Origin of the sequence: Enterococcus songbeiensis, assembly GCF_005405265.1 — a bacterium.
Classification (GTDB): domain Bacteria; phylum Bacillota; class Bacilli; order Lactobacillales; family Enterococcaceae; genus Enterococcus_C; species Enterococcus_C songbeiensis.
The window spans coordinates 1-12,546 of record NZ_BJDS01000002.1 but is presented as its reverse complement, the minus strand read 5'-3'; the positions used below and the strand labels follow the sequence as shown (position 1 = coordinate 12,546).

The window sequence follows — 12,546 nt, the reverse complement described above, 5'->3', positions numbered from 1 at the left end:
TCATTTTCAAAAAGACAATTCATTAATTAATTAGCATATGCTAATTAATTAAAAGTATTGACATATTATAATGGTGTGTTATGATTTTCCCGAAGATAATATTATCGCTTTCATTGGCCAATGAATGAATAATTAAAGGAGATTAAAACATGAAAAAAGATGGTAAGGTAGCTGGTAATAATTCTAATTTTGACAAAGATAAATTTGTAGATAAACTGGTTTATTTTGCTCAGGTATTTAGTCAGCAGCTCTACATGCGAACATTAAGAGATTCATTTGTCTTAATTATGCCGATTTTTACAGTGGCAGGGATTGCGATTATGATAAATCAGGTTATATTTCCGTTTTTTGCATCGGGAGATACATTAGCTAAACTTCAGATATGGGGTCAATTAGTTACGAATGGTACCCTAAATATAGGAGGACTTGCAGTAGCAGTTTCTATTGGATTTATTTTAGCAAGAAATCGGGATTTTAATGACCCTTTAGCAGCGTCTATAGTAAGTTTAGCTGGATTTATTATTTCAATGCCACTTATCAACCAAATAATTCCTACTGGAGCAACTGATCCTGTAGATATTACTGGAGTTGTTGTAATCAAAAATCTGGGTGCAAATGGAATGTTTTCTGCTATAATTATTGGATTAATTTCCGTTGAAATTTTTATCAAATTAAGTAACATAAAAAAGTTACAAATTCATATGGGAGATTCGGTACCACCTTTTGTTGCGAAATCATTTAACTCTTTAATTCCATTTACTATTTCAATCAGTGCTATCGCTTTGATTGGTGCATTGCTTTTGATTTTCTTTGAAACCGATATCACAAGTTTAATTATTAAACTTGTACAAGAACCTTTGCAAAAAATAAACACGAATTTATTTGGTGTCTTATTAATCTATGGTATAGGAAATCTGTTTTTCTGGGTAGGAATACATCCTTTTGTGAATAGTACAATTTTAAACCCGCCAATGTTAGTTAATATGAGTGAGAATATGGATGCTTTTGCGGCTGGTCAAGAACCACCTCATATTTTGACAAATACGTTCCGTGATACTTTTGGTCAATTTGGGGGAGTGGGTAATACAATTGGTTTAATTATTGCGATTCTTTTGTTTTCAAAAATTGTTTCGAGTAGAAAAATTGCCTGGCTGTCTCTTGGACCAGGACTGTTTAATATCAATGAACCAATGATTTTTGGATATCCAATTGTATTTAATTTACCTATGCTAATTCCATTTTATTTGAATCCATTAATCAGCCTTACTATTGCTTATTTTTTCACCAGTATTGGTTGGATGGCTAAAACTGTAGTGATGGTTCCATGGAATTTGCCACCGGTCGTAAGTGCATATCTTGCAACGGCGGGAGATTGGCGGGCTGCTGTAATTCATTTCTTAATTTTAGTTTTGAATGTACTACTATATTTGCCGTTTCTAAAATTAAACGAAAAAATAATGAAAAGGACCGAGGAATTAAATGGACAAGTCAGTTAATATATCATTAAAAGTGGAAAAGGAATTGCATTATGATCTAGTTGTCGTTGGAGGAGGCATGTCTGGAACTTCTGCTGCTGTTTCAGCGGCTAGATCTGGTGTAAAAACATTGTTAATAGATGAGAATTCTTTTTTGGGCGGTGCATTAACATCAATGGGTGTTGGACCTATGATGACATTCTTTGCTGGAGAAAAACAAGTAATAAAAGGAATTGGACAGGAAATTATTGATCGGTTGGTCAGTAAAGGTTTTTCCCCAGGGCATGTTCGAGATGCAACAAATTATGTTTCTTACAATACTCCATTTGATGCTGAAGGATTAAAACTGATACTTGATGAGATGGTGAGCGAATCAAACTGTGACTGTCTTTTTAATACAAAGTTAATCGGTGTAGAAAACATTGACAAAAAACTTAATTCTATCGTTATTCATAACAAGGACGGACTCACAAAAATAACCAGCAAAATATTCATAGATGCTACTGGGGATGCGGAGCTAGCCAAAATAAGTGAAGTACCCTACTCTATAGGCAGAGGTAATGATTCTGTTACCCAACCTATGACAATGAACATCAAGGTCTCCAATGTTGATGTAACAGAATTAAAAGATTACATTTTAAATAACCTTGACAGGTTTCCCAGAGCAGCAAGAGATTTGAAGTCGTTTAAAACTGCAAAAACAATGGCTGTAATCGGATTTTACGACGAGATGCAAGCTGCTCGAGAAACGGGTGAAGTCACTTCACCTAGAAAAGATCTATTGTTTTTTGAAACAAATACATCTGGAGAATTTATTATCAATTCTACTCGAATTATACATGTTAATGGGACGGATGCTGCTGACTTATCAAAAGCTGAAGTAATTGGTAGAAAGCAAAGTCAAGAAATAATAAATTTTTTCAGAAAAAGTGTGCCCGGTTTCCAAAATTTACTTTTAGAATATACCGGACCGAGAGTTGGGGTTAGACAAACAAGACAGATAATAGGAGACTATACACTGACCAGAAAGGATATTATCAACAATACTCGATTTATAGATACCATTGCTCACTCTGGTTATCCAATAGATGTTCATACACCAGATGGCATTGATATAAGCAAAATTAAGGACGCAAAAATAAAAGAAGCAGAAATTAACAAAACTTTTAGTCGCGAGGACTTCGAGCATTACTATCAAATTCCGTATCGTGTTATGACTATACCAGGGTATAAAAATCTTCTAGTCACAGGTCGTTGTGTCTCAGCAGAATTTGATGCTCAAGGAGCAATTAGAACTACTCCAACAATGACTGCGTTAGGGCAAGCTGCGGGTCTAGCTGCCAATTTGGCATTGAACACAGGAGATGTACACAGTGTTAATATTAGTGAATTACAAGATAGGATAGTTCAAACCGGAGGTTTCCTTGATACAAAAGTTCAGTGATCTGGTAAAAGAGAGGATAATTTTATGGGAAAATTTTATTGGGGAAATAGTGTTTCAAGTATGCAAACTGAAGGAGGGTGGAACCAAGATGGAAAATCTTTATCAGTCTATGATGTAATCAAAGCTGACCCAGATCTTAGTGATTGGAAAGTAGCCAATGATAACTACAATAACTATGTTGAAGATTTTAATCTTATGCAAGATTTGGGAATGAATATGTATCGTTTTCAAATTTCGTGGAGCAGATGTATCAAAGATGGCTCTGGGGAAATAAATGAGGCTGCAATTTCTTATTATGATAAATTTATCGATGACCTAATTTCCCATAATATTGAACCTATGATATGTCTTTATCATTTTGATATGCCATGGCATCTTGCAGCAGAATATAATGGATTTATTCACAAAGATGTACTAGCGGCATTCATTCGATTTGGTAAAATAATTATTGATCGATTTGCTCATAAGGTTAAGTATTGGCTTACCTTTAATGAACAGAACCATTTTCATAGTGAAGAAACTTTCAATATAAGTGGCTACCTAGAAGGAGGGCAAACTGATCAAGAATTATATCAAATTGCTCATAATATAATGGTTGGTCATGCTACACTTTGCAACTACCTTCATAATCATTTTCCAGATGCAAAAATTGGAGGAATGTTAGCCTATCAAGAAGTCTATCCAGCAACCTCTAATCCTATAGATATTCGATACGCAAGAGAAATTGATGAGATAATGAATTATACTTTGCTCGATTGCTATGCTCATGGTGATTTCTCTGTATTCATGAAAAATTTATTAAAGACAAATAAAATAGATATTTGTGTTTGTTCAGGAGAAATGGAAGAAATAAAAAAACAAAGAAATGATTACATTGCTTTTAGCTACTATGCATCTACTACTATTGATTCTTCTTTAGTTCCTGAAAATATAATTCCTAATCGCTATTTAGAATATGGAAAGAAGGATAATTCCTATCTAACAGCCAATGAGTGGGGATGGCAGATAGATCCTGAGGGATTTCGGGATGTTTTAAACAAAATTTATCAACGCTATCAAATACCAGTTTTTCCCGTAGAAAATGGAATTGGAGCCAGGGAATTATTAGATAATAATTTTTCAGTTGAAGATGATTATAGAATTGATTACCATAAAAGACACTTAAAAACAATGTTTGATGCTATTAAATATGATGGAGTGGAGATTCTGGGTTACCTTGGATGGGGAATGATTGACATTTTAAGTTCTAAAGGCGATATGGAAAAACGGTATGGATTAATATATGTAAATCGTGAGAATCACGATCTTAAAGATATGAAACGCTATCAAAAAAAAAGTTATACCTGGTTTAAAGAATTTTTAGCAAGCGCGAATAAATCTAGGTATGTAGATTACCAGGAATGAACACGGCAAACTGATGAGAAATAACCGAATTTAAAAATATGTAGATTCAAAAAAATTATCAAAAATCATTAAATCACACAAAATTCGAAAAGTCCTGTGTTGAAGAACCTGTGGCTAGGATATAAGTATACAAAAAAGCCAGTGAAGTGACCAGAAATGGTTCATTTCACTGGCTTTTTTGAGATAAAATAAAAAGAGTAAGATTGCACTTGGTACTCTTTCTTCTTAAACCCTCCTATATAGTGCTTTATAAAAATTTTGTTCGCTAGATATACTTTTTTTGATTAAAAAGTTGCTTCCTTAATATGGACTAGAAATTGTAGAAATAGCATTCACTTATGATACGCGGACTAGTGTCATAATTAGAATAGTCGCTAGTACTAAGATTGACGATATATTTAACATTAAGTGATGACGATCTTTGTGGCGTTTTTTTTGTGGCATGATAGTTATACTGGTTGTAATAAGAAGACTGGATTTACTTAAGATATTCTGGGAATTTTGGAAAAGATGATAAGGTACATATATCATTTTACCTGAAAATATATTTTGCTTATGATACGGGGACGTAATTGATCCCCGCATGTTAGGTAAGATTGAAGAATATATTTTTGAAAGAAAACCATAAGAAATTTTTGGGAAGTTCCTAAACTTTTTATTGTTTAATACTATTTTAGTTGTCAAATTAGTATTAAATAATTAATCATGTCAATAGTGTGGTAAAATGAATATCATTTTAGAAAGTGAGTTGCTGTTGTTGGATAAATATACTGTAACTAATATTAAAGTAGGAAATTTATTGAGTGATGCTCAAGTGGGTAATATTGCAATTCCTGAAATCCAAAGACCTTTTGTTTGGAAGAGATCTAAAGTGAGGGATTTGATTGATTCGTTATATAAAAATTATCCGGTTGGCTATATTATTACTTGGAAATCCCCAGACATCAAAATAAAAGATGGACAAACATCAAATGGACGCTTAATTTTGATTGATGGGCAGCAAAGAATTACAGCACTGTCTACTGCCTTGAATAAAATTGAAGTTGTAAATGATAAGTATAAAAAAGAAAGAATTGTCATTTCATTTAATCCTCTGACCGAAGAATTCAAGGTTCGAGATAGGGGAACAGAAAAAGGGAAAGAATGGATAACTGATATTGCAGATGCAATGGATGCTGGTAGAAAATATATTAATACCTATTTAGAGTTAAATGAAATTATTGATAATGATGATGAATGTGATCGAATTAGTGATCGAATTGAAAAGCTAAAACAAATAAGAAATTCGGATGTTGGAAATATCACCTTGAATGCCAGTCTTCCAATTGATATTGTAACAGAAATATTCATACGAATTAACGATGCAGGAGTGAAGCTTTCTCAGGCAGATTTCACTATGAGTAAAATTGCTATTTATGAAAAAAATAGTGGTGATGAATACGGAATGTATTTACGTAAATATATTGATTATTTTTGTGAGTTAGCAGCTTCTCCTGAAAATTATTCTCAAGTTGAAATCAATGATTCAAATTTTGTAGAATCAAAATATTGGGAGAGAATAAAATGGGTGGTTAAAGACGAAAATGAGGTGTACATTCCCACATATAATGATGTATTACGTGTGATTTCACTTGTTGAATTTAATCGAGGAAAGCTAGGAGATTTAGTTTCATTGCTTTCAGGGCGTGATTTTAAAGAAAAAGATTACAAACAGAAAATTGCTGATGACTCATTTGATAAGTTGGAAAAAGGTATTGAACAGTATACTAAAAAAACTAATTTTGAACACTTTGTCCAAGATATTTTATGGAATCTTGGATTTAAAGAATCAGGGCTAATTATTTCCCAAAATGCAATAAACTACGCGTATGCTATGTATTTGCGTAACAAAAATCTAGGTGTCGAAGATTCAAAATTAAAAAGTTTAATTAGACGTTTATTAATTATTAGTCTATTAACTTCAAGACATAGTGGTAGTTTTGAAAGTCAATGGACAGCAGATTTTCAAAAAATGGTAGATGTCAATTCTTTGGAAGAATTTGTAACAACATTAGAAAGACAAAATCTTACTTATGTGTTTTGGAACGATACAGCACCAAGTAGATTTGATAATGCTAATGTTAATAGCTCGTTTTGGACTCTCTATACATTGTCACAAAAGTATTTAGGAAATCAAAGTTTTCTAACAACCACTTTAGTTCGAGATATGAAAACTGCTCAAGTTCACCATATTTATCCAAAATCTTATTTACGCAACAATGGTTTTTCAAGCAAAAATATGTATAACAAGTTAGCCAATTATGTATACCTTCATGATCAAGTGAATAATAAAGTGAATGATTATGCCCCGGAGGTTTATATGACTGAAATCATGAAATATACTGGAGTCTATGGTAATGAAATGAAAGGGATGGAAGAACTGAAGATGAATCTTGAGGATAATGCTGTACCAGAATTAGTTAAAAATGGGAATAGCAATAACTATTTATTGTTCTTAAAAGAACGTGCTTTAATGATGTCATTGAAAATAAAAGAGTATTATGAAAAATTATAATCTATGAGAAGGGAATTCAGGTAATTGATGAATTCCTTTTCTTATAATAAAGGATTGTAAACGAATGGTAAAAATCTGCAATAAGAGTTAGATAAATGTTTGGTATAATCGTATTCTCTGAATATCATTCACTTGTGATACGCGGAACCGTATCATAAGTAGGGAGAAAAAAATTATAAATTATTAGAGATTTTAGAGTAAGAGAATATATCAGTTGTTACTGAAAAATAATATGTGAAAACTAAAATGAAAGGGTACTTGATCATGTCTTATCAGATTTATTTTTTAGTATAAACATGAAAAGAGTAAAAATAATAGGAGGCACATAATGAACCGAGATTGGCAAAAGTTAAAACAATCAGCAAATGGTATTCCAACTCATGATGCATTAATTCCGTATATACTTGAAGTAATTCAGGACGGAGAAGAAGTGACAAAGAATGTAATCCAAGAAAGTGTAACTAACTATCTTCAAATCCCTCCGCATATACTTGAGATAAACTATCCTAACCAACATAATAGTATGAGTATCTTTATTGATAGAATTGGTTGGGCAATCAGTAGCTTATACATTGCAGACTTAGTCGAACGTCCAAGACGTGGTGTATACAAAATCACCGATGATGGTATATCGATACTAAATAAATACGGAGACACGCTTACTAAGAAAGTCCTGGAGGAGCTTCCGGCATTCAAGAATTATAAACAGGAGTTGGCCATTAGAAATGAACGTACTGGTAATACAGCACCTATTCCTGAAACTAATCAGGAAGATGTAAAAGTAGAAGTGGAAAGCTTGATTACGAATCAGAATAATGAGATAGCTATTGAACTTTTAGATAGAGTACGGCAGGTAGAGCCTTCTTTCTTCGAAAAGCTGGTTGTTGATTTGCTTGTAGCAATGGGATACAGCGGCAAAAATGGGGATGCCAAAGTAACAAATCGGATAAATGATGGCGGAATTGATGGAATCATCAACCAAGATCCGTTGGGAACAAGTACAGTTTATATCCAGGCGAAACGATACATGGAAGGAAATACAATTGGTCGCCCTGCTATTCAGTCTTTTTATGGTGCTTTGGCAGGTGTGAATGCTGATCGTGGTGTGTTTATTACTACATCCGGTTTTTCTGGTGGTGCACAGGAATTTGCTAAAAATCAGGGAATTGTGTTAATTGATGGAATCAAGTTAACTGAACTGATGATGCAATATGGTGTAGGAATAGAAGTAGCCAAAGTCTATAAGCAGTTTCGTATAGATAATGATTACTTTGAAAATGAGCTTTGAAAATCTATGTTTACAACTAGTATAAGTGAGTATCAGTCATTTTTTCTAAAATTAATTTGGCTTAATGCAAGTCTAAGATTGTTATTATAAGCTTCCTAAATATCCTTTCTTTACGCTGTTTTTGGTTGGCTAATGTAAGTTCATATTTTTCATAGTATACATTTTTAGAAACGGAGAATAATCTTACGGGAACTCGTTATTTTATATGGTCGAGAAATCAACTCTATTTTATTTATTGGGTGCAAAAAAGATGGTAAAAATTGACTGTTTGAATGCTATTAAACTTGAGCCGCAAGTTATCCGTAAGAAACTGATTAGTTATTTTGGCGTTTAATTCTTCCGACAACAAATTTCAATTGTAAGTTAGCTGTTTTTCAAACCGACGATTCGTTCGATTGGATCTAAAAGTAGTGTTTTTCAATGAATTTCCACATTATAAAATTACTTGATACAAATCAATTCACCATTGCTTGCAGTAGGTTATGATTTCACAAAGGAAAGGAGGATGGATATGAAACAAACGGTGAAAATCAAGCAGATGATTTGTACCTGTAAAGCAAAAGAGGTCTTTTTCAAATTGATCTCACTGGAGGATGTCGGAAAGGTAAGTTTGGATGTACCTTCTCAAAGTGTCATTATCGAGGTAAAAAAACCTATATCAACCGTTTCGTTGCGAGCGGCACTACAACCAATTCGACTAGACTGACAGTTGTATAGATAAAAGACGGTAAAAAATTCCGAAACTCTTAGAAAGTTGATACTTATCAATTTTTCTGAGAGTTTTTTTGTGTAAACTGACGCTAAGTTGTTTAACGAGCAACAAAATTTAAATGGGGTGGAAATTTTGCTACTTGCAATCGAATCAATTGCGTTGCAGCTAGGACCAATTCATATTCACTGGTATGGGATTATTATTGGTTTTGGCGTGATTATGGCGTATATTCTCAGTGAGAGAGAAGGAAAAAGACGAGGGATTCCAGCAGACTATTTTTCATCGATTGTCATTTGGTTATTGCCAATCGGTATTTTAGGTGCACGGCTGTACTATGTTCTGTTTCGATGGTCCTATTACAGTGCCCATCTTGGAGAAATCCTTCAAATTTGGAATGGTGGTCTAGCGATTTATGGTGGTTTAATTGCGGGTGGGTTAACACTTTTGATTTATAATCGTCTGCATTGGTATTCCTCTTGGACATTTTTAGATATTTTGGCTCCCGGTGTATTACTGGCACAAGCAATTGGCCGTTGGGGAAATTTTATGAATCAGGAAGCTTACGGGCCTAAAACAACGTTGTCTTTTCTGCAATCGTTGCATTTACCTGACTTTATCATAAAAAATATGTTTATTGCTGGTGCTTATCACCAACCGACGTTTTTATATGAATCACTTTGGAGTCTTGCGGGCGTTATTTTGATTTTAGTACTACGTCATCGGAAAAATTTGTTTAAAAATGGAGAGATCTTTTTGACCTATATCATGTGGTACTCAATGGGTCGCTTTTTTATCGAAGGTTTGCGAATGGACAGTTTGTATTTGACCGGAAATCTGCGGGTTTCACAACTACTGTCGGTTCTACTATTTATCGTGGCTGCTCATCTTGTCTTTTTCCGCAGAACCAGGAAACAAGGAACGTGGTATTTGGAGCGTCAAAGTGTAAATCTTCTCTAATAGTTTAAGGTCAATGACGAACATCATTGACCTTGTTTTTAGAAGTAAAAGTAGTGAGATTATAGCAACGAAAGGCCCTAGAGTACAAGCAATGCCACCAGCTATCCGTCAGCTAAAAATTTCTTTTATTTTCCATCACTTGAATAAAAATCAGTTGTTTACTATAATCAAAGAAAACCACCCTATACTGAATATATAATTGGTAAGAAAAGTTATTCCAATAGTAATCGTAGGTAAATGAGTGGGAATAATAAAGAAACAAGAAAAGCACCTGATTTTTTATTGTTTTGAAAATTTTTTACGCATGAATGAGGCTCTTTTATTAAAAAGGTATCTATATTCGACATTCAACTATTGGAGGAATCTGTAATGAAATGGGATTATTTATGGGAAGGCACATTGGATGAAAAAATCATTGATGCTGGAGAACGATGGTCAGGCGAGGAATTTTTAGCGGAAGATGAACGGGAGGAAATTCCGAAAGAATACTATGAATATTTCAGTTTTTTACAGGAAAGAATGCGTAAAATGTTAGACTTGGAAGCAGAGAATAAGTTGGAATATATTAAAGAAGTCATGTATTTAGATGCGCGGATGGCTTTTTTAGTACGTGAACTGGCGTCCGGGATCAAGGTACCTTTTAGTGATTACATGGAACACGAAAAGAAATTTTATTGGCGAGATTACATTATGAATACCAATTATGGCAAGCACACCATTATTCATCAGTTGTTGATTCTAAGTAAAAATGAACCTAGTGACTATTTCTGATAATAGACAGTTCATTTAGAAATTAAAGTTCATGAGTAAAAAACAGTATCAGGTGCGATATTAAACTGAATAGCAAGAACTGAAACTCTCTAATGGGAACACCATTAGAGAGTTTTTTTATCGAAATCCTAAAAAGTGATTCTTCATAAAACTAATTTTGCTTGAAGTACAGAAAAAACAAGCTGAAACTAATTAATTTTGCCAAAAAAATGAGTTTTAAATGATTGAATTTATAAATTTTTTTCAAGTGAAACATCAATTGATGTTTTTTTGGTCAAAAAAGATAAGAAAAATAAAAAATAGTCATAAATTCGTCTGGAAGCGTTAAAAATTGACGTTTTCGAGAAAAAAATAACTGGTACAATTATAGCGAAATCAATAGTGATCAACAATTAATTTAATAGATAGGGGTGTATGGGTAGAAATATAGTAATAGTTGAAGCAGTGAGTTGTGTGTGAGTGTACACATGAACAAATAATTTGAAAGGAAGATGTAAAATGAAAAAAATAAGAAATATGATAGGTCTTTTTATCTTACTGGTCCAAGTTTTTATTGCCCCGATTTCGGGATTTGCTGCATCAGCTGCGCCAAGTGGTGTAAAGACATTCGCACCTGTGGGTAGTAATAATGGCTCTTGGAATGATGGTGTTCCATTAGGGGGATCTTATTTAGCAATAGATAGTGATGGAATCATTACCGGGTTTGCAACAGATAAAAGTGGTGCACAATGGAACGGGCAAAAATTTAAAAATATAACGGATAATATTCTTGCCTACTGTTTAAATTTTGATCAGGCAACTCCTAATGGTTCTTCCAATCCTGTGGGTGAAGTGGATGAATTAACATCAGAACAAAAATATTTATTAAATAATCTGCTGAAACTGGGTTATGTAGAACGCAATGGAGAAATCTATAAAGGAAAAGGAGTCACTACTTTAAGTAATATTGATGCCTTCGTGACTACTCAATGGATGGTTCACGAAATTGTCCCAACAGAAGGTGTTGATATGAGCCAATTTACGATTACGAATCCTCAATTAGCTGCTGGCGTAGCTAACTTGCGCGCATGGATCAGGGAAGATTTATCAATTAAATTGGAAAAAAATGGCGAAACAACGGAACAAGCAGGAACATATAATCAACAATATACGTTGACTGCACCATATGAACTAGCCGGGAATGCTGTAATAACATTAAGTAAGGATATTGAAGATGCAAAAATCAGTACAACTTCAGGAACATTCGATATAAGTTCCACAAAAGGACAAACTGTAAATGTTGGAGAAACATTTACGATTACTGTACCAAATACAACACCGACTGATACAATAACTGTGATAGCAACAGGGGGAACCACTTCTTTTACATTTATGAAGTATGGCCGTCCAGCTGATGGTCAACAACAATCATTAGTTATCGGAGATGAATACATTAGCAACAATGAGGTTGCAAAAAACGATATGCAATGGGAAACTGAAGTGCCGGAAATCCCAGAAATCGGAACGACAGCAACAGATAAAACCGATGGAGATAAGGTCATTGATCCAGATAAGCAAGTAACAATCACAGATGCAGTAAACTATACTGGTTTAACACCGGGCAAAGAATACACGGTAAAAGGTATATTGATGGATAAATCAACCGGCAAAGCTTTAGAAGTAGAAGGAAAAGAAGTTACCGGCAGCACCACGTTCACTCCAAGCAAAGCAGACGGAACAGTGAATGTAGACTTTACTTTCAATGCAAGTGCATTGAAAGGCAAGACGATCGTAGTATTTGAAACAGCCTATCAAGGTGAAAAAGAAGTAGCGGTTCATGCGGATATTAATGATGAAGGTCAAACGGTGAAAGTACCTAATCCAAAAATCGGAACGACAGCAACAGATAAAACCGATGGAGATAAGGTCATTGATCCAGATAAGCAAGTAACAATCACAGAT

At 33.8% G+C, this 12,546-nt stretch carries 9 protein-coding genes; all 9 read left to right on the top strand.

Annotated features, from left to right (window positions below; genetic code table 11):
• Positions 1–149 precede the first annotated feature (149 nt).
• Positions 150–1,496: a PTS sugar transporter subunit IIC gene (locus FFM66_RS00660; protein WP_137604734.1), complete on the top strand. Its 1,347-nt coding sequence runs from the start codon at positions 150–152 to the stop codon at positions 1,494–1,496.
• Positions 1,480–2,919 carry an FAD-dependent oxidoreductase gene (locus FFM66_RS00655; RefSeq protein WP_137604733.1) on the top strand — a complete coding sequence of 480 codons (1,440 nt, stop codon included), beginning with the start codon at positions 1,480–1,482 and terminating at the stop codon, positions 2,917–2,919. The genes FFM66_RS00660 and FFM66_RS00655 overlap by 17 nt, the downstream gene beginning before the upstream one ends.
• 24 nt (positions 2,920–2,943) lie before the next feature.
• Entirely contained in the window at positions 2,944–4,323 is a 1,380-nt protein-coding gene (locus FFM66_RS00650; protein ID WP_137604732.1) for a glycoside hydrolase family 1 protein, read from the top strand.
• Positions 4,324–5,047: 724 nt separating this feature from the next.
• A complete protein-coding gene (locus FFM66_RS00645) occupies positions 5,048–6,877 on the top strand; it encodes a GmrSD restriction endonuclease domain-containing protein (protein ID WP_246038405.1) in 1,830 nt (609 codons plus the stop codon).
• Positions 6,878–7,205: 328 nt separating this feature from the next.
• Positions 7,206–8,165, top strand: coding sequence for a restriction endonuclease (locus FFM66_RS00640; RefSeq protein ID WP_137604731.1), 960 nt, complete (start codon positions 7,206–7,208; stop codon positions 8,163–8,165).
• 511 nt (positions 8,166–8,676) lie between these two features.
• Positions 8,677–8,871, top strand: coding sequence for a hypothetical protein (locus FFM66_RS00635; RefSeq protein WP_082147264.1), 195 nt, complete (start codon positions 8,677–8,679; stop codon positions 8,869–8,871).
• A gap of 138 nt (positions 8,872–9,009) precedes the next feature.
• Positions 9,010–9,834 (top strand): prolipoprotein diacylglyceryl transferase, encoded by an 825-nt coding sequence (lgt, locus tag FFM66_RS00630; protein ID WP_137604863.1) that lies wholly within the window; start codon positions 9,010–9,012, stop codon positions 9,832–9,834.
• 369 nt (positions 9,835–10,203) lie between these two features.
• Positions 10,204–10,605, top strand: coding sequence for a hypothetical protein (locus tag FFM66_RS00620; RefSeq protein ID WP_137604729.1), 402 nt, complete (start codon positions 10,204–10,206; stop codon positions 10,603–10,605).
• 498 nt (positions 10,606–11,103) lie between these two features.
• Positions 11,104–12,546: VaFE repeat-containing surface-anchored protein (locus tag FFM66_RS00615; RefSeq protein ID WP_171000768.1), on the top strand; the 1,443-nt coding region annotated here is incomplete at its 3' end.

Coding starts and splice junctions, on each gene's coding strand:
- FFM66_RS00660 (WP_137604734.1), top strand. CDS start 150: ATGAAAAAAGATGGTAAGGTAGCTGGTAATAATTCTAATTTTGACAAA.
- FFM66_RS00655 (WP_137604733.1), top strand. CDS start 1,480: ATGGACAAGTCAGTTAATATATCATTAAAAGTGGAAAAGGAATTGCAT.
- FFM66_RS00650 (WP_137604732.1), top strand. CDS start 2,944: ATGGGAAAATTTTATTGGGGAAATAGTGTTTCAAGTATGCAAACTGAA.
- FFM66_RS00645 (WP_246038405.1), top strand. CDS start 5,048: ATGAATATCATTTTAGAAAGTGAGTTGCTGTTGTTGGATAAATATACT.
- FFM66_RS00640 (WP_137604731.1), top strand. CDS start 7,206: ATGAACCGAGATTGGCAAAAGTTAAAACAATCAGCAAATGGTATTCCA.
- FFM66_RS00635 (WP_082147264.1), top strand. CDS start 8,677: ATGAAACAAACGGTGAAAATCAAGCAGATGATTTGTACCTGTAAAGCA.
- FFM66_RS00620 (WP_137604729.1), top strand. CDS start 10,204: ATGAAATGGGATTATTTATGGGAAGGCACATTGGATGAAAAAATCATT.